The 17,549-nt window shown below is 58.1% G+C and carries 14 protein-coding genes; 4 read left to right on the top strand and 10 right to left on the bottom strand.

The window, feature by feature from the left end; translation table 11 throughout:
• Nucleotides 1–34 precede the first annotated feature (34 nt).
• On the bottom strand, nucleotides 35–919 hold the full coding sequence (locus DW937_RS06840; protein ID WP_120120511.1) for a YitT family protein: 885 nt from the start codon (nucleotides 917–919) through the stop codon (nucleotides 35–37).
• 250 nt (nucleotides 920–1,169) lie between these two features.
• Between DW937_RS06840 and DW937_RS06835 the strand changes: the two genes are divergently transcribed.
• Together DW937_RS06835 and DW937_RS06830 are read left to right on the top strand one after the other, a co-directional pair.
• Nucleotides 1,170–2,828 (top strand): glutamine--tRNA ligase/YqeY domain fusion protein, encoded by a 1,659-nt coding sequence (locus DW937_RS06835; protein ID WP_120120510.1) that lies wholly within the window; start codon nucleotides 1,170–1,172, stop codon nucleotides 2,826–2,828.
• 37 nt (nucleotides 2,829–2,865) lie between these two features.
• Nucleotides 2,866–3,252: an FMN-binding protein gene (locus tag DW937_RS06830; RefSeq protein ID WP_097777219.1), complete on the top strand. Its 387-nt coding sequence runs from the start codon at nucleotides 2,866–2,868 to the stop codon at nucleotides 3,250–3,252.
• Nucleotides 3,253–3,375: 123 nt separating this feature from the next.
• On the opposite strand, the gene DW937_RS06825 is transcribed toward DW937_RS06830, so the two are convergent.
• Nucleotides 3,376–5,424 (bottom strand): FAD-binding protein, encoded by a 2,049-nt coding sequence (locus DW937_RS06825; protein ID WP_118526665.1) that lies wholly within the window; start codon nucleotides 5,422–5,424, stop codon nucleotides 3,376–3,378.
• 167 nt (nucleotides 5,425–5,591) lie between these two features.
• Nucleotides 5,592–6,410, bottom strand: a complete 819-nt coding sequence (locus tag DW937_RS06820) for a MerR family transcriptional regulator (RefSeq protein WP_097777220.1) — start codon at nucleotides 6,408–6,410, stop codon at nucleotides 5,592–5,594.
• 206 nt (nucleotides 6,411–6,616) lie between these two features.
• Here DW937_RS06820 and DW937_RS06815 point away from each other — a divergent pair, with 206 nt between their 5' ends.
• Nucleotides 6,617–8,068: an aminoacyl-histidine dipeptidase gene (locus DW937_RS06815; protein WP_120120509.1), complete on the top strand. Its 1,452-nt coding sequence runs from the start codon at nucleotides 6,617–6,619 to the stop codon at nucleotides 8,066–8,068.
• A gap of 188 nt (nucleotides 8,069–8,256) precedes the next feature.
• Here the strand turns inward: DW937_RS06815 and DW937_RS06810 are convergent, their stop codons facing one another.
• Nucleotides 8,257–9,354, bottom strand: coding sequence for a dipeptide epimerase (locus tag DW937_RS06810; RefSeq protein ID WP_120120508.1), 1,098 nt, complete (start codon nucleotides 9,352–9,354; stop codon nucleotides 8,257–8,259).
• A gap of 132 nt (nucleotides 9,355–9,486) precedes the next feature.
• Between DW937_RS06810 and DW937_RS06805 the strand changes: the two genes are divergently transcribed.
• On the top strand, nucleotides 9,487–10,650 hold the full coding sequence (locus tag DW937_RS06805) for a DUF819 family protein (RefSeq protein WP_118526669.1): 1,164 nt from the start codon (nucleotides 9,487–9,489) through the stop codon (nucleotides 10,648–10,650).
• 62 nt (nucleotides 10,651–10,712) lie between these two features.
• Here DW937_RS06805 and DW937_RS06800 read toward each other — a convergent pair whose 3' ends face one another.
• The 6 genes from DW937_RS06800 to DW937_RS06775 form a co-directional block, all read right to left on the bottom strand.
• Nucleotides 10,713–11,426, bottom strand: a complete 714-nt coding sequence (locus DW937_RS06800) for an ABC transporter ATP-binding protein (protein ID WP_005942657.1) — start codon at nucleotides 11,424–11,426, stop codon at nucleotides 10,713–10,715.
• Between the two features lie 3 nt (nucleotides 11,427–11,429).
• Nucleotides 11,430–12,269 (bottom strand): ABC transporter ATP-binding protein, encoded by an 840-nt coding sequence (locus DW937_RS06795; RefSeq protein ID WP_120120507.1) that lies wholly within the window; start codon nucleotides 12,267–12,269, stop codon nucleotides 11,430–11,432.
• Nucleotides 12,262–13,287 carry a branched-chain amino acid ABC transporter permease gene (locus DW937_RS06790; protein ID WP_120120506.1) on the bottom strand — a complete coding sequence of 342 codons (1,026 nt, stop codon included), beginning with the start codon at nucleotides 13,285–13,287 and terminating at the stop codon, nucleotides 12,262–12,264. Before DW937_RS06790 ends, DW937_RS06795 begins: the two co-directional genes overlap by 8 nt.
• Before the next feature lie 13 nt (nucleotides 13,288–13,300).
• Nucleotides 13,301–14,179: a branched-chain amino acid ABC transporter permease gene (locus DW937_RS06785; RefSeq protein WP_097777225.1), complete on the bottom strand. Its 879-nt coding sequence runs from the start codon at nucleotides 14,177–14,179 to the stop codon at nucleotides 13,301–13,303.
• 171 nt (nucleotides 14,180–14,350) lie between these two features.
• Nucleotides 14,351–15,559 carry an ABC transporter substrate-binding protein gene (locus DW937_RS06780; protein ID WP_120120505.1) on the bottom strand — a complete coding sequence of 403 codons (1,209 nt, stop codon included), beginning with the start codon at nucleotides 15,557–15,559 and terminating at the stop codon, nucleotides 14,351–14,353.
• A gap of 266 nt (nucleotides 15,560–15,825) precedes the next feature.
• Nucleotides 15,826–17,247 carry an MATE family efflux transporter gene (locus tag DW937_RS06775; RefSeq protein WP_120120504.1) on the bottom strand — a complete coding sequence of 474 codons (1,422 nt, stop codon included), beginning with the start codon at nucleotides 17,245–17,247 and terminating at the stop codon, nucleotides 15,826–15,828.
• Nucleotides 17,248–17,549: the final 302 nt, after the last annotated feature.

Below are 17,549 nucleotides of genomic sequence, written 5' to 3'. Positions count from 1 at the left end.
CTGCTCCCCCCCCCCCGCCGAATCCCGTTGATATTCAATTAAAGGAGCGGAAACCCTTGCCGATGATCTCGCTGGAGTTGACGATGGTGATAAAGCTCCGGGGGTCGTTCTCACGCAGGAAGTTGCGCAGCTGCAGGGCCTGACGGCGGGTCAGCACCGTCACCAGCACGCTCAGCTCGTGGTGGGTATAGGCACCGTAGGCCTTTTCCACAGTAGCAGAGCGGTTCATGTCCTTGATGATGAAGTCCAGAATGGGCTGCGGGTTGGCCGTCACGATGGTGCACACCTTGCGCAGGCGAATGTTCTCGATGGCACCATCCACCACAAAGCTCTTGGCGATCAGGCCCAGGATACAGTACAGGCCGGTGCCCATGCCAAACCGCCATGCCGCCGCCAGCACGATGAGGATATCGCTGACCATCAGGGCCTTGCCGATCTCCATAGAGGTATATTTTGCCAGGATCAGGGCCACAATATCCGTACCGCCGGTGGATGCGCCAATGTCGAACACGATGGCCGAACCAAGCGCCGGCAGGAACACGGCGAACACCAGATCCAGCATGGCATCGCCGCTCATGGAAACGTTGACGGGATAGAGCCACTCGCACACCGACACAAAAAAGGACAGCGCAAAGGAAGAATAGATCGTCCAGCCCATGGTCTTGATGCCCAGAAAGACAAAGCCCAGCACTACCAGGATCAGGTTGATGATCCACATAAAGCCGCCCACGTTGATCTTAGGGAACAGGTCTGCCAGCAGAATGGACAGGCCCGAGGTGCCGCCAAATGCAAAATGATTGGGATTTTTAAAGTAAACGATGCCGACCGCCGTCAGGATCAGGCCGAGATTCAGCTCACCGAAGAAATTTAAATTCTTCAGCATATTTTTCATGCTGAACGCTTCTTTTAAACTGTTCATGGGGTTCCTCCTATTTTAAGCACGGCAAAATGCGCTGTATGCCATGCAAAAATATACTCTCCTTGCACGGCGGTGTCAAGGGATAGGGAAAAAGTTGTGGAAATCGGGCAATTCACAGCAAAATTCCACGCAAAAATGCGCATTTGCCCCAGAAGTTCCGGCTTTCATCTTGAAGGTGCAGTAAAAATAGTGTATTATATAGTATTATGGAATATATAGGCACTTTGTGCCTTTGACAGGGGGAAAACACATGGCAGATAAAAACTTTCTGACCGACATCATCGACGCCGATCTGGCCGAGGGCAAGATCCACGAGATCCATACCCGCTTCCCGCCCGAGCCCAACGGCTACCTGCACATCGGCAGTGCCAAGGCCATCTACATCAACTGGTCCATTGCAAACCAGTACGGCGGCAAGTTCAACCTGCGTCTGGACGACACCAACCCTGCCCGCGAGGGTGAGGAGTACGTGAACAGCATCATCGAGGATCTGCACTGGCTGGGCGCCGACCCCAACGGCGGCATCTTCTACGGCAGCGACTACTTTGACAAGTGCTACGAGTATGCCGAAAAGCTCATCATGGAGGGCAAGGCCTACGTGGACGACCTGACCCGCGACGAAATGCGCGAGTACCGCGGTGCCGATGCCGGCAAGCCTTCCCGTCCTTCTCCGTGGCGCGACCGCACCCCGGAAGAGAATCTTGACCTGTTCCGCCGGATGCGTGCCGGTGAGTTCCAGGAGGGCGAAAAGACCCTGCGTGCCAAGATCGATCTGGCCAGCCCCAACATGAACATGCGTGACCCGGCTATCTACCGCATCAAGTATGCCGAGCATCACCGTCAGGGCAGCAAGTGGTGCATCTACCCGATGTACGACTTCGCACACCCCATTCAGGATGCCATTGAGGGCATCACCCACAGCATGTGCAGTCTGGAGTTCGAGAACCACCGTCCGCTGTACAACTGGGTCATCGAGAACATTTTCGGCACTGCCTTCCCCAAGCAGCGTGAGTTTGCACGCCTGAACATGACCAACACCGTCATGAGCAAGCGCTACCTGCGTGAGCTGGTGGAAATGGGCATTGTGGACGGCTGGGACGACCCCCGTATGCCCACCCTGTGCGGCCTGCGCCGCCGCGGCTACACCCCCACCTCCATCTTCACCTTCGTGCGGGAGGCCGGCATTTCTAAATCCGACAACCTGATCGACATGCGCCAGCTGGAAGCCTGCATCCGCAGCGAGCTGGACCTGACCGCTCAGCGCCGCATTGCCGTGCTGGACCCCGTAAAGCTGATCGTAGACAACTACCCGGAGGACAAGACCGAGTACTTTGATGTAGCCAACAACCCCAACCGCGAAGCCAACGATACCACCACCCGCAAGGTGGCTTTTACCAAAGAGCTGTGGATCGAGAATGAGGACTTTGCCGAGGTGCCGCCTCCCAAGTTCAAGCGCCTGACCATTGGCGGTGAGGTGCGTCTGATGGGCGCTTACATCGTCAAGTGCACCGGCGTGGAGAAGAATGCCGACGGCAGCATTGCCGCCATCCACTGCACCGCCGACCTTGAGACGGGCAACGGCAATCCCGCCGACGGCCGCAAGGTCAAGGGCACCATCCATTGGGTGAGTGCCGCCCATGCCGTGGATGCCGAGGTGCGTCTGTACGACAAGCTGTTTACCGAGGCCAACATGAACGCCATCCCCGAGGGCAGCGATTACAAGGACTACCTGAACCCGGAAAGCGTTGTTGTGTGCAAGGGCTGCAAGCTGGAAGAAAGCCTGAAGGATGCAAAGCCCGGTGAGAAATTCCAGTTCGTGCGCACCGGCTTCTTTACCCCGGACTCCAAGAACCCCGGCGTTTACAACCGCGTCGTCACCCTGCGCGACAGTTTCAAACCCGCAAAATAAAAAATATATCACGTCAAAAGGGAGCATTTGATCTTTTATGAAGAAACTCACCCGGAATGTTATCATCATGGCTGTTGTCACTGTCATTATGGCAGTTGTGCTCGGCCTGTACATCAAGAGCACCGGCACTGTGCCCGCTGCCGACAACGCCGCCAGCCTGACGGATGGCATCTATACGTCCAGCGCTCAGGGCTGCCTGAGTGATGTGACTGTCACCGTCACCGTCACCGGCGGCCGGGTGACCGGTGTGGAGATCGATGCTTCCGGCGAGACTCCCGAACTGGGCGGCACTGCTGCTGAAACTCTGGCAGACCAGCTGACCAAGGCCGGTTCCACCAGCGGTGTGGACGCTGTTGCCGGTGCTACCATGACCAGCGACGCGGTGTTCACCGCCATGGACGACTGCCTGAGCCAGGCACAGTAAGCCGTCCCGGTATCATCTGTAAAAAACGAAGGCTCTGCGGCAAAATGCTGCAGAGCCTTTTTTGTATGCAAAAAACCCCCTCCGGGCTGACCCGGAGGGGGTTCGTGTTGCTTTCAGGAGGTCTTACTTGCCCATGGCGTGCTTTGCTGCCAGCATACCGAAGGTGTAGCAGCGGCCCAGAGACAGGCCAGTCTGGTGGAACGGATAGTCCGCGCCGCCGTAGAACACGCCGCCCACGTTGCCGACGCAGTACAGGCCGTCGATGACGTTGCCGTCAGCATCCAGAGCCTGACCGTTGGCGTTGGTGTTCACACCGCTGTCGATGGAGGACACGCGGATGTGCTTGCGGATGCCCCAGAAGGGAGCGGTGACGATCTTGTGCATGTAAGCGCTCTTCTTACCGAAGTCCACGTCAGCGCCCTTGTCGCACAGCTCGTTGTAGCGGTCGATGGTCTTCTGCAGCTCGTCTGCAGGCACGCCCAGCAGACCGGCCAGCTCTTCGATGGTGTCGGCCTTGTAGGTATCGATGAGGTTGGTGAACACGCCCTGCGGGTTCTCCACGGCACCGGGGATGTACTTGGTCATCACCTGCTCGGGGATGGGGCTGTTGGCGTAGCTCATGTAGTCGTTATCGTAGATCTGGCAGTACCAGCCCAGAGAACCGTCCGGATGGTTTGCATCCACGTTGTTGCCGTTGAACTTGGGCACATACTTGGTGATGTTGCCCATGTAGACAAAGCCGGTGTCCTCGTTGCAGAAGCGCTTGCCCTCCATGTTGACGTACAGGAACGGTTCCTCGTACATCAGGCCGGAGTCGAAGTCGTGCATCATCTTGGTGTGGCCCAGATTTTCCATCTTTGCACCTGCATCGATGGCCATGATGTGGCCGTCGCCGGTCTTCTGGTACTGCTTCTTGTCGAAGCCGTCCACATCGGGGCACCAGCGCTTGACCATGGCCTCGTTGTTCATGTAGTCGCCGGTGGCCAGAATGACGCCCTTGGAAGCGTTGAACTGGATGTACTTGCCGTTTTCGTCCTTTGCGATGACGCCGGTCACCTTGCCGTTCTCATGCACCAGCTTGACGGCGGGGGTGTTGAAGAAGGTCTCCAGATTGGAGTTCTTGGCCTGCACGTTCTCCAGCACAGTGGCCAGCACGTCGCCCACGTTCTTGGGCTTGGGGCCGATCCACGGAGCAAAGAAGTAGCAGTGCTCATCGCCGAAGTCGTAGGTGTCCATGCGGTCCTTCCACACGCCGGTCAGATCCTGGCTGGTGCACATATAGGCGAAGATCTCCTTCTCGTCGTTGTGCAGCAGGTCGGAGGGGTTCTTGTTGCTGTCCACGAGGCTGCCGTCGCCGTACTCGGTCTGGTCGGTCAGGCCGGCGCGGTTCAGATACCACATCAGAGCTTCTTCGGAGTTCTCGACGTAGGCGTTCAGCAGGCTGGTATCGGCACGCCAGTCGCACAGGCCGTTGGTCATGTGCACCCACATCTTCTTGCCCGCGTCGGTGGACTTGGACTTGATGATGGCAGAGCCGCAGTTGCCCTGGCTGACCACGATGCTCTGCTTCTGCAGCAGGGCCACATGGCCGCCCAGCTCGGCAGCCCAGCCTGCGGCGGGCACACCGGCAGCACCGGCACCCACGACGACCACGTCAAAGTCCTTGGTCTCGTCGGGGGTGATGTCGCCCAGCTCGCACACAGAGGACTCCACTTCCTCCACGCTCAGGCTGTCGGGGACAACGGTCTCGGCCTTGTTGGCCTCGGTGGGAGCAACGGCCACGCCCTTGGCCTGATTGATGCAGCTCTCGGCAGCCTTCCGGATGGCGTCGGAGGTGATGGTTGCGCCGGAGTGGCCGTCCACCTCGCTGGACTGTGCGTCCAGGATCTTCTTGACCATCTCATCGGCGATGTCGGCACCGTAGCCCTTGGTCTCGTTTGCAACGTCGATCTGCACATCGGTGATGGCATCAGCGCTGAAGGTCATGGTCACGGTGACGGGGGTGGCGGTGTTGATGCCGGTAGCGGTGGCGCTGTAGGTGCCTGCAGTGTAGGTGCCTGCGGCGGTGCTGCTGGAAGCGCCGCTGTTGCCGCAGCCTGCCAGCAGACCGGCAGCTGCTGCGCCCAGCGTAGCGGTGCGCAGGAAGTTGCGGCGAGAGATCTTTTCGCTCATAGTGTGTTCTCCTCTTTCTTCTCAATCGTGTACTCTGTCAGAGCAGCAAAGCCGGAAGTCCGACTTTGTTACTCACTAAACAAAGTTTACACGTTAGAGCAGCGCGAAGGTCAAGGGTCATTTTGACAAAAATATCACGAGTTTTTGTAGGAGGTGACAAAACCCTCTCATGTATAGATCTTCGTCCGGGTATGATGGTAGTTCACAACGCTGCCGTCTGGCTGCTGGCGGCTGGCCACGATGCTGCTGAAGGTCTCGCCCACCGCCCGGAAGTCCCGCCGCACGATCTCATCGTGCAGGGTTTCCAGTGAGTCCCACCCGAAGGAGCCGCGGTAATCCTTTTTCCAGATGGTGACAAGATAATCGCCGCCGCACACCACCTCCACATGCCGGGTGCGCTGCAGGCCCAGCCTGCGGGCAGCGTCGGCCTCCATCATCAGGCCGTAATCGTACTCGTTGCGCCCCACCCGGAACTGTTCCATCACCCGCCGGGGCAGGCGGCTGACCCAGCGGGCAGCCGGCATACACTCCAGCCACTCCGCCTTTTCCTGCTGCAGTTCCCGGTCGCGGCTGGCTTCCTCTTCCTGCGAGAAGGTCAGCCGCCACATCTCCGGAAAGTTCTGCACCCAGACCCGCCCGACATCCTGCTCCAGCGTGCGGTACTGCTCCTGCATCTTTTCCAAAAAGTGGATGGACAGCTCATCCAGCACCTGCCTGCGCCGCAGCCGGGCGGCCTGCCGGGCAAACATCTTGTCGCTCTGCTCCACCGACGGGCTGCCGATCAGCTCCCGGCACTCTTCCAGCGAGAGTTCCGCCGCGCGCAGCTCCCGGCAGAGGTTGAACCGGCGGGTGTCGGTGACGGTATAGTAGCGGTAGCCGGTCTCCTCGTTTACCTCGGGGCGGATGAGACCCATTTTTTCGTAGTACCGCAGGGTATGGGTGGTCACACCCAGCAGCGAAGCCATTTCACTGATGGTATAGCGCATGGCGAAGTTCTCCTTTCCGGGCGGCAGAACCTTAGAGCCACTCGAATGTTATTTTTGTAACTATTCCTATTATACGACCCGGCCCGCCGTCTGCAAGCACCGGCAGAAAAAATATTTTGCCGGATACAACACATTGTATCCGGCTGCAGAATCTGTTAGAATATGGACAGAAGCATTTCACCTTATAAATAAAGGAGCGAGAGTATATGAGTGCACTGACCGGACTGGAACCGGCTTCGGTTTTTCATTATTTTGAGGAGATCTGCGGCATTCCGCACACCTCCCACCACGAAAAGGCGCTGAGCGACTACTGCGTGCAGTTCGCCAAGGCCCACGGCCTTGCCTGCCGTCAGGACGAGATGGGCAACCTGCTCATCAAGGCACCGGCTACACCCGGCTACGAGAAGGAGCCGGGCCTGATCCTGCAGGGCCATCTGGACATGGTGGGCGACAAGACCGCCGACTGCCCGCTGGATCTTGAGAAGGATGCCATCCACCCGGTCGTAGACGGCGGCTATGTGTGCGCCGAGGGCACGACCCTTGGCGGCGACGACGGCATTGCCGTGGCCTATGCGCTGGCTGTTCTGGACGCAAAGGACATTCCCCACCCTGCGCTGGAGGTCGTGCTGACCGTCTGCGAGGAGGTGGGCCTGCTGGGTGCATCTGCCATGGATCTTTCCGACCTTGAGGGCCGGATGCTGGTGAACATCGACTCCGAGGAAGAGGGGGTGCTGACCGCAGGCTGTGCAGGCGGACGCCGCGTTGAATGCCATCTGCCCATCACCCGTGCGGCTGTGACCGGCACCGCCGTAAAGGCGGATGTGATCGGCCTTGCGGGCGGACACTCTGGCACCGAGATCCACAAGGGCCGTGCCAACGCTATTGCTTTGCTGGGCCGCTGGCTGACCCTGCTGACCGAAAATGGCGTGGACTACGCCGCTCTGGCACTGTCCGGCGGCGCAAAGGAGAATGTCATTCCCAAAGAAAGCAGCATCACGCTGGTGCTGCCCGCAGGCATCACCGAGGGCGTGCACACTGCTGCCGCTCAGTTCGCCGCACAGGTGCAGGCCGAATACGGCACGGCAGACCCCGCCATCTGCCTGCAGCTCACCGAACAGAGCTGCGGCGCGTTCAGCGCATTGGATGCCGATTCCACCCAGCGCCTGCGCAAGGCCCTGCTGCTGATGCCCTGGGGCGTGCAGGCCATGAGCATGGATGTGCCGGGCCTTGTGGAGACCTCGCTGAATCTGGGCGTTGCCGAGATGGACGAGCAGGAAGCCATCCTGCGCTTTTCCATCCGCAGCTCGGTGCCTTCGGCCAAGGAGCTGCTGAGCTGCAAGGTACAGACCCTGACCGAGCTGCTGGGCGGCAGCGTGCGGTTCCATGGCGACTACCCTGCCTGGACCTACGCACGTGAGAGCGCCCTGCGGGACCGCTGCGTAGCCGTGTACGAAGCACAGTACGGCAAAAAGCCTCAGATCGCAGCTCTGCACGCAGGTCTGGAGTGCGGCATCCTCTCCGGCAAGATCGAAGGGCTGGACTGCATCTCCTTCGGCCCGAACCTGCTGCACGTCCACACCCCCAACGAGCGCGCCGACATTGCATCGGTTGCTCGTGTGTGGGAATACCTGAAGGCTATTCTGGCTTACAAAGCATAACGGCCCCAAACACAAAACGGCACCTGCGGAACTGGCAGGTGCCGTTTTTGTATAACTCCCTCAGGCACGGCTCACGCCGCACCAGCTCCCTCAATGAGGGAGCCTCCGGCGAAAAGATAAAGTTTTCCGCTTTGCCAAGGCCTCCCTCCTTAAGGAAGGTGGCATTGCGAAGTAATGACGGAAGGAGTTTAGTCCAGATACTTGATCTTACCCGGCTCAATGCCCTTGATGCCAAGGCCCGGCTCGTTGGAAACAGTGATGTCTTTTTCATTGAACACTGCACCGCCGAGGATGGGGTCCTCACTGCACAGCACGGGGCCGTCCAGATCCACGCGGGTGATGATCTGCTTTGCGCAGGCCAGATGCACGGCGGCATTCACGCTGATCTTGGCTTCCAGCATACAGCCGATCATGCACTCCACGCCGTACACCTCGGCGGCAGATGCGATCTTGAGGGCGTTGTACAGGCCGCCGCACTTCATCAGCTTGATGTTCACGAGGTCTGCGGCTCCCATCTGCATGATGGTCAGTGCGTCCTGCGGGGAGAACACACTCTCGTCGGCCAGCACCGGCACATAGGAGCGCTCGGTAACATACTTCAGGCCTTCAAAATCGTGGGCCTTGACCGGCTGCTCCACGAATTCGATATCAAGGCCCTTCTCCTGCATTCCGTTCAGGATGCGCACGGCTTCCTTGGGGGTCCAGCCCTGATTTGCGTCGATGCGGATGCAGGTCTCCTTGGGCACAGCACCGCGGATGGCGCTCAGGCGTGCAATATCCTTTTCCGGCTCCTTGCCCACCTTGACCTTCAGGCAGTCGTAGCCGCGGTCGATGGCGTTCAGGGCATCGCGCACCATCTCTTCGGGGTCGTTGACGCTGATGGTGATGTCGGTGACGATGGACTTCTTTGCGCCGCCCATCAGCTTGTACACAGGGATTTTGTACAGCTGGCCGTACAGATCCCACAGGGCCATATCCACAGCAGCCTTGGCGCTGGTGTTCTTCTGGATGCAGGCATTCAGTGCGATCATCAGGTCTTCAAAGTCGTCCACATCGCGGCCGATGATGGTCTTTGCGATATGGTCGCGGATGGCACCGATGATGGCACCGGTGGTGTCGCCGGTGATCACACCGGTGGGAGGTGCCTCACCATAACCCACAGCGCCGGTGTCGGTGTGGATCTCTACGATCACATCTTCCACGCTGCTGACCGAACGCAGAGCCGTCTTAAAAGGCACGCGCAGCGGCACGGAGATCAGACCGAGACGTACTTCCGTGATTTTCATGCAAAACCTACCCCTTTCGATAAAAAATGTTGCCAGATTATGAAATCTATGGTAGTATTGTATACGAAGTTGTCGATATTGTAAAGACAATTGTCCGCAAAAAATTGCACAAAAAGAAAGGGGATTGGGTTCATGATCACAAACGGTTTCACCTACATCGCCGTGCTGGTGTTCATTGCCGCACTGCTGGTGTGGCTGCAACGCTACACGAAGTCGAAATTCTTCGACTATGCACCACCTATCGTTCTGCTGTACCTCATTACCATGATTCTCTGCACGCTGGGTGCATGGGACATGGAGGCCACCAAGCCTGCCTACTCCGTGCTGAAAAACAACCTGCTGTATGCAATGATCTTCCTGATGCTGCTGCGCTGCGACATCCGCAAGATCATCAAGCTGGGTCCCAAGATGCTGGGCGGCTTCTTTGCCGCTTCCGTCTCCATCTCGGTGGCCTTCATTGCCACCTTCGCCATCATGAAGGGGCCCCTTGGCTCCGAAGCATGGAAGGCACTGGGCGCTCTGTGCGGCAGCTGGATGGGCGGCTCCGGCAACATGATCGCCGTGCAGGCTGCGCTGGACATCGGCGAAGCTGACATGGCCTACGCACTGGTGGTGGACTCCATCGACTACTCCATCTGGGTCATGTTCCTGCTGTGGGCCATCAACCTTGCTCCCAAGTTCAACAAGTGGGTCAAGGCCGACACCACCACGCTGGATGAAGTGTCCCGCCGTCTGGAAGAGGACGCAAAGTCCAACGAGGACAAGGCTTCCTTTGTCAACCTGATCTTCCTGCTGGGTCTGGCTCTGGTGATCTCCGCCTTCGGTCAGGATATCGGCGCAGCCCTGAACAGCGCAATGCCCTTCCTGGACAAGGCCACCTGGACCGTCCTGCTCATCACGTTGTCCGGCCTGATCGGCGCTGTCACCCCCGTGGGCCGCATGGCAGGCAGCACCGAGCTGTCCAATCTGCTGCTGTACTCCGTGGTGGCATTGCTTGCCTCCCGCGCAAGCTTCCTGGAGCTGACCGATGCACCCGCATGGATCCTGGCAGGCTTTATGATCCTGGCCATCCACGGCATCATTCTGGTGCTGCTGGCAAAGATCTTCCATCTGGATATGTTCACCTGCGGTGTTGCATCTCTGGCAAACATCGGCGGTTCCGCATCCGCTCCCATTCTGGCTGGTGCCTACAGCGGCGCTCTGGTGCCTGTTGGCGTTCTGATGGCTCTGATGGGCTACGTCATTGGCACGGCAGGCGGCCTGATCACCGCAAATATCATGTCTCTGCTGGCATAACAAATCCTGCAAAAAGGGGCTGTTGCATGTGCAACAGCCCCTTTTTTTATACGATTTTTTGCTTAGCCGCCCAGATATGCGCTGCGCACGCGCTCGTTGGTCAGCAGTTCGGCACCAGTGCCCTCCATGACCACACGGCCCGTCTCAAGGACGTAGGCACGGTCTGCCACGGAAAGAGCCATCTGTGCGTTCTGCTCCACCAGCAGGATGGTCATGCCTTCCTTGTGCACGTTCTGGATGATGTCGAAGATCTCCTGCACCAGAAGCGGCGAAAGGCCCATGGAAGGCTCGTCCAGCATCAGCATGGAAGCGTTGCTCATCAGTGCACGGCCCATAGCCAGCATCTGCTGCTCGCCGCCGGACATGGTACCGGCCAGCTGCTTGCGGCGCTCCTTCAGGCGGGGGAACAGCTCAAACACCTTTTCCTTGTTGGGTGCAATGGTGGAAGCAGGCTGGGTGTATGCACCCATGTCCAGATTTTCTTCCACGGTCATGTGCAGGAACACATGACGGCCTTCCGGCACATGGGCAAGGCCCGCTTCCACGATCTTGTGGGCGCGCATGCCCTTGATGCTGCTGCCCTTGTACAGGATGTCGCCGGTCTTGGGCTTCAGCAGGCCGGAAATGGTCTTCAGGGTGGTGGATTTGCCGGCACCGTTGGCACCGATCAGGGTGACGATCTCGCCCTGATCCACCTCGAAGGAGATGTCCTTGACGGCGTGGATGTTGCCGTAATAGACGTTGATGTTATCAACTTTCAGTAACGTATCAGCCATGGCTTAGCCCTCCTTCTTGCCCAGATAGGCTTCGATGACCTGCGGGTTGCTGCGGATCTCGTCGGGCGTGCCCTTGGCGATGATGCGGCCAAAGTTCAGCACGGCAATGCCCTCGCAGATGCCCATGACCAGGCTCATATCATGCTCGATCAGCAGCACGGCGATGTTGAACTCGTCGCGGATGCGGCGGATAGTCTCGGTCAGCTCTGCAGTCTCGGAGGGATTCATACCGGCAGCAGGCTCGTCCAGCAGCAGCAGCTTCGGGCTGGTGGCCAGGGCACGCATGATCTCCAGACGGCGCTGTGCGCCGTAGGGCAGGCTGCCTGCCTGCACATTGGCGAGGTCTGCCATGTGGAAGATATCCAGCAGCTCCAGAGCACGCTCGGTGCACTTCTTCTCTTCCTTCCAGTAGTTGGGCAGGCGGATCAGCGAAGATGCCAAATTGTACTTCATGGACTCGTGCAGGCCCACCTTGATGTTATCGATCACGCTCAGTTCCCTGAATAGGCGGATGTTCTGGAAGGTACGGGCCACGCCCATGCGGTTGACCTGATAGGTCTTTTTGCCGGCGGTGGGCATACCATCGATCAGGATGGAGCCGCGGGTGGGCTGGTAAACGTTGGTCAGCAGGTTGAACACGGTGGTCTTACCGGCACCGTTGGGACCGATCAGACCGGTGATCTCGTTGCGGCCGATCATCAGGTTGAAGCCGTCCACGGCGGTCAGACCGCCGAAGTCGATGCCCAGCTCACGCACGTCCAGAATGGGCTTTTTGTCCTTGTCGCGGTCGGTCAAAAAGCCGCCGGAGGGCACACTGTGTAACTTGGTCTGGAACTCACTCATGGTCTTTGCCCTCCTTTGCTTTCTTCTGGAACAGTTCGCCGTTCATGATCTTTTCCACGATGCGGCTCATAGAGAAGTCGTAGCTGCCCAGCAGTCCGCCCGGACGGAAGATCATCATGAGGACCAGCACCAGCGAGTAGACCACCATGCGGTAGCTGTCAAAGCTGCGGGTGGCCTCGGGCAGGATGGTAAGCACGGTCGCGGACAGGATGGAACCCAGCATGGAACCCATGCCGCCCAGAACCACCATGACCAGAATTTCGATGGACTTCATGAAGCCGAAGGTGGAGGGGTCCAGAACGCCCAGATAGCAGGCGTACAGGCCGCCGGCCAGACCGGCAAAGGCGGCGGAGAATGCAAAGGCCATGACCTTATAATAAGTAGTCTGGATGCCGCAGCTTTCGGCAGCGATCTCGTTATCGCGGATGGCCAGCACGGCGCGGCCATGGCGGCTCTTCATCATGGCGTGGATGGCAAAGCAGGTAATGACCACGCAGATGAACACATTGGCGAAGTTGGAATACTTGGGGATGTTCTTCAGGCCTTTGGCACCGTAGAACAGCTTGAAGCCCAGCACATCATCGATGTTGTTCAGGGTGATGCGGATGATCTCGCCAAAGCCCAGCGTCAGGATGGCCAGATAATCACCGGTCAGGCGCAGAGCAGGAATGCCGATCAGCACGCCGAACAGGCCCGCCACGATGCAGGCCAGCACCAGACCCACGGTAAAAGCGACACCGGAGGGCAGATTGCTGTATTTCGTGAACAGGGCGCAGGTGTAAGCACCCACGGCCATGAAACCGGCGTGGCCCAGCGGCAGCTGGCCCAGATAACCGGTGGCAACGTTCAGCGAGACAGCCAGAATGATGTTGATGCCCACGGTGAGAAGCACCTTGTTCTGGTAGGTGGAAAGCACGTTCTGGGTGAGGAAGGACAGGCCCACGAACAGCAGAGCTACCAGCACGGCGTTCATCAGGTAGCGCACGGGCATTTTGAGTGTTTTGCGTTTGGTATTCATCTTCATGCCCTCCTTACACCTTTTCCTGAACCTTGCGGCCAAGGAAGCCGGTGGGCTTGACCAGCAGCACGATGATCAGGATCGCAAACGTGACGGCATCCTTCCATGCGGAAAGGCCGATGGCGGAAACAAAGCACTCGCACAGGCCGATGGCGATGCCGCCGATCATGGCACCGGGAATGGAGCCGATGCCACCCAGAACGGCTGCAACGAAGGCCTTCAGGCCCAGCATGGAGCCCATGGTGGGGGTCGCCTGCGGGTAGCTGCAGCAGTACAGCACCGAGCCGATGCCGGCCAGAGCGGAACCCACCGCAAAGGTAAAGGAAATGGTGCTGTTGACGTTAATGCCCATCAGGCGGGCAGCGTCCATATCCTCAGACACGGCACGCATGGCCTTGCCGAGCTTGGTCTTCTGCACAAGGAAGGTGAGCACCAGCATGGACAGCACCGTGACCAGCAGGGTGATGACAGAGGTGAGGCCCAGCGGCACAGAGCCGATGCGGAAGGTCTGGTTGGTGTAGTAGGCCGGAATGACCTTTGCACCGGAACCAAGGATCAGCTCTGCAGTGTACTCCAGGAAGAAGGACACGCCGATTGCCGTGATCAGCAGGGAAATACGGGGTGCGTTGCGCAGCGGGGTGTAGGCGATCTTCTCGATCACAACGCCCAGCAGCGTGCAGGTGATGATGGTGGCGCACACAGCGGTGACCGGGCCAAGGCCCAGTTGATTCATCACGAACCAGGACATGTACGCACCAACCATAATGACATCGCCATGGGCAAAGTTCAGCAGCAGGATGATGCCGTACACCATGCTGTAACCCAGTGCGATCAGTGCATAGATGCTGCCAAGGGACAAGCCGTTGATCAGCTGGCTAAAAAACACTGTCATGGACTGATACTTCCTTTCTTTGCGGCGTTTGCACGCCTTTTGGGGAATGCACTTTTTTACCAAAAAAGCGGAGACAGCCGATCAAAACCTGTTCCGGCGGTCTCCGCAATGGGTCTTTTATTTCTGAGTGCTGCCTTTATGCCGCACACCGGTGCGCAGGATCAAAGCAGATCAGAACATTTCCTTCAGAACGGGGGTTGCACCGTCGAAGCACAGGATAGCGGTCTGCTTGACGGGGTTGTGGTGCTCATCGAAGGTGAAGGTGCCGGTGATGCCATCGATGGTGCCGCCTGCGATAGCATCGATGACGGCCTGCTTATAGTCGTCATCACCAGCGGTCAGGCCGGCATCCTCAGCAGCCTGAATGCCGTAGACAACGGTCATGGCAGCATCGTAGCCCAGAGGAGCGAAGCCGTTGGGGTACTCCTCACCGTACTCAGCCTTGTAGGCATCCTCAAAGTCGGGGTTGGAGCCTTTTGCGTAGTTTGCGCAGAAGTAGGCATCCTTCAGCTGGTCGGCAGTTGCGTAGCCTTCCAGACCATCCCAGCCGTCGCCGCCCAGGAAGGGAACTGCCAGACCGATGCTCTCAGCCTGAGCCAGGATCTGACCGACTTCCTGATAGTAGTTGGGGCAGAACACCACTTCGGGAGCCTTGCCCAGAATGGTGGTCAGCTGGGTCTTGTAGTCCACATCGCCCTCAGAGTAGGTCTCCTGATCGACGATGGTGCCGCCCAGGCTCTCGAACTCGTTGACGAAGTTCTCGGCCAGACCCTCGTTGTAGTCAGCGCCCTTCTGGAAGATGACGGCTGCCTTGGTGTAGCCCAACCGCTGGTAAGCGTAGTCAGCCATCTTGATGCCCTGGAACGGGTCGGTGAAGGTTGCGCGGAACACATTCTCGTTCACGGTGTCGGTCTCGGCATCGTAGGTGACAGCCTCAGCGGTAGCGGAAGCGGTGACCATGGGCATGTTGTAGTCTGCGCTCTCGGCAGCAACTGCCAGAGTCGGGGTGGTGGTAACATCGCCCACCAGAGCGGTGATGCCCTGATCGCACATCTTGGTGAAGCAGGTAACAGCCTGAGTTGCATCGCCCTGCTCATCCATGGCGATGATCTCCAGCTGCTTGCCGTTGATGCCGCCCTTTTCGTTGACCTGCTTCAGGTACAGGGTAGCGCCGTTGACAACGGCCTGACCGTAAACGGAAACATCACCGGTCATGGGGCCCAGAACACCGACCTTGATGGTGTCGCCGGAAGCAGCAGCATCAGCACCGGTGGAAGCTGCAGTGCTGCTGGAAGAACCGCCGCAGGCGGTCAGAACGCCGGCTGCAGCAACAACGCCTGCAGTGGCCAGAAAATTACGACGAGAAATCATCTTTTTCATAGTGAATATCCTCCTTAGGAGCATTCGTGCTTCAGTATAAAAACGGAAGCAAGGCCCTCTTTCCCTCAAAGCGACCTTGCTTCGTTATCAATATTATAGACCTGTGAGCCAAAATCCGCAATTCACAAACCGTCCATACTTTCAGGGGCATTTTGTGGACTTTGTCGCCAAAATAGCCAAAAGCAATGGGTCTGTTTTGTGCACTATTTCAACTGCTTCATTTTGTTTGTGTGTCAGGTGAACACAATTCACAAGTTGCAAAAGGGTTACAGGGTCTCCATTTCGGCATCTGCGGCGAACTCGGCCTCTGCACGTGCCTCGGCAGCTTCGCCCTCTGCTTCCGCTTTGGCCGGAGACTCTGCAAGGACCTTGCGGATGGCGGTGAAGTAGAACACCAGCGACAGGCCGGTGCCGATGCACCAGCCCACGGGCCATGCCATCCAGATGCCCGTGCTGCCCAGAGCAGTGCTGCTCAGCACAATGGCGATGCCCACGCGCAGGATCAGGTCGGAGAAGGTGGCGATCATAAAGCGCACCATCATGCCGCAGCCGCGCAGGATGCCGTCAGTGACCAGCTTGAGCGACACCACAAAATAGAAGGGAGACAGGATGCGCAGGAACAGCATACCGGTGTCGATGGCCGGACCCTGCGGGTCATTCATGAACAGCAGCAGCAGGAAGCGGCCGAAGAAGAAGTACAGGAGCACGATGGGCACGCAGATGATCCACACCAGATTGCGGCCTGCACCAAAGCCCTTGTGCACACGGTCCATCTTGCCTGCGCCCATGTTCTGGGAGGTGTAGTTGGAGATGCCGTTGCCCAGCGTGGTGAAGGAAGTGATGACCATGTTGTTCAGCTTGACGGCTGCAGAGTAGCCTGCAATGACGCTGGCACCAAAGGTGTTGATGACGCTCTGCAGGATGATGTTGCCCACAGAGACGAAGCTCTGCTGCAGGATGCTGGGGATGGCCACCACGGCCACCTTGCCCAGCATGTTCCAGGAGAACAGCACGACCTTGTTCTTGGATTTGAAGGCGCTGATGCGGCGGAACACCACCACCATGGCCAGCACGCAGCTCACACCCTGACACAGGAAGGTGGCCCATGCCACACCGGCTACGCCCATCTTGAGACCGGCCACGAACAGGATGTCCACGCCGATGTTGGACAGGGACGAGACTGCCAGAAAATAGAAGGGCGTTTTGCTGTCGCCCAGAGCGGAGAAGATGCCGGTGGCGATGTTGTAGAAGAACATGAAGGGCAGGCCCAGAACGTAGATATCCAGATACAGCGAAGAATCCGCAAGGATCTCCTCCGGGGTGTTGATGAGCTCCAGCAGGCTGTGGCAGCCCACAAGGCCGATCAGCATCAGCACGGCGCACAGCACGGCAGAGCCGATCAGGGAAGTGTAGACCGAAGTCTTCATCTCATCGTAGTCCTTTGCGCCAAAGTAGCGGGACACGATGACCGAGCAGCCAATGTTGCAGCCAAAGGCAAATGCAATGAAGATCAGGGTGATCTCGTAGCTGTTGCCCACAGCAGCCAGTGCATTCTCGCCGATGAACTTGCCTGCAACAAGGCTGTCGGCAATGTTGTACAGCTGCTGGAAGATGATGCTGCCGAACATGGGCAGGCAGAACTGCCACAAAACCTGTGACGGCTTGCCGACCGTCAGATCCTTATTCATATAGAAAATCCTCCTCTATCTACCATAAAGAAACATATTAGAACCAGAAAACAGTATAGAGTCGTCCTGACAAAAAGTAAAGAAAAATTTTAGTATATCTGCCATATGAAATTAACATGACAGGCATGATGCATCCCCGCTGCTGCCAGTGGGCAGACTGTAAAGACCAGCTGCTTCCTGCTTTGCCGGAATGTTCTGCCCCATCAGCTGCCGTTTTTTGCCCCTTAAAAAGTTTACATCCACAAACATGCGCATCGGCTCTTGCACCGGGCAGGAAAGCGTGGTAGGATACTATTGGTTAG

Source organism: Faecalibacterium sp. AM43-5AT (assembly GCF_003603345.1).
Taxonomy (GTDB): Bacteria; Bacillota; Clostridia; order Oscillospirales; family Ruminococcaceae; genus Faecalibacterium; species Faecalibacterium taiwanense.
The sequence above is the reverse complement of the archived record's forward strand: the minus strand, read 5'-3'. Positions and strand labels throughout refer to the sequence as shown.